This window comes from Variovorax sp. 20P10.2.4 (genome assembly GCF_058244205.1).
On record NZ_JBZAYE010001157.1, the window covers coordinates 1 to 1,185 of the forward strand.

At 73.2% G+C, this 1,185-nt stretch carries 1 protein-coding gene; it reads left to right on the plus strand.

The window, feature by feature from the left end; all coding sequences use genetic code 11:
- Positions 1 to 1,185: hypothetical protein (locus AC27VN_RS41930; RefSeq protein ID WP_490880581.1), on the plus strand; the 1,185-nt coding region annotated here is incomplete at both ends.

Here is a 1,185-nt window from a genome sequence, read left to right on the forward strand (position 1 = left end):
GCTGCGCGCGCAGACCATCGCCGACTTCCAGGGCCTCAACGCGCGCCTCAACGAGGGCGGCGCCTTCGGCGTGCGCAGCTTCCAGCTCAAGCGCGGCGACCTGGTGGTCGGCGACGAGCTCAAGGCGCGCGAGATCAACCTCTCGGTCGACGGCGGCCGGCTCACGGTCGCGGGCCGCATCGACGCCAGCGGCGAGCAGGCCGGCAGCATCCGGCTGGCCGCGCGCGACGGCGTGTCGCTCGCGGGCACGGCGGTGCTCGATGCCAGCGCCAGCGTGCTGCGGCGCGACAGCTACGGCCAGGCGATCGATGCGCCCAACCGCGCGGTCATCGAGCTCGATGCCGGCAGCGGCACGCTCTCGATCGCGAGCGGCGCGCGCATGGATCTGCGCGTGGCCGGCGCCGCGAAGGACTACGGCACGGTGGCGCTCAACGCACCGCGCCGCGGCGCCGACGACGTGGCCATCGAGGCCGCGGGCGGCATCGTGATCCAGGGCGCGAAGTCGGTCGCGGTCAATGCCTTCGTCACCGACAAGAGCGCCACGAAGGGCACCGACAAGAGCGTCGACGGCCGTACCTACCAGGTCATCGACCAGGCCTACCTCGACCGCCTGCACGGCCAGAGCGAAACCTTCATCGAGGCCGCGCTGCGCAACGGCGCGCTGATGAACGGCCGCCTCGCGGGCCTGCGCGCGCAGGGCGAGCGCTTCCACCTGCGCCCCGGCGTGCAGATCGTGACCGACGCCGTGATCAACCCCGACGGCGACCTGCACGTGGACGGCGACATCGACCTCTCGGGCCACCGCTACGCGAGCGTGAACCCGCGCACGCAGAAGACCCTGGCCTACGGCTCGGGCGAACCGGGCGCGCTGGTGATCCGCGCGCCGGGCAACCTCGAGGTCTTCGGCAGCATCAACGACGGCTTCGACGGCTCGCGCCTGGTGCGCGGCGCCACGCCCGACGACAAGGGCTGGATCCTGCCGAGCGGCCGGATTCCCTTCGGCGGCGACCTCGTGATCCCGCACGGCGGCCTGGTCACGCTCGACACCGGCACCGGCTTCGAGCAGGGCCGCACGCTCAACTTCGACCTGCCGGCCGCCGCCGTGACGCTGCCCTCGGGCACGCAACTGCCGGGGGCGATGGTGCTCGACCAGCCGCTGACCGTGCCCGCGGGCCTGGTGCTCGG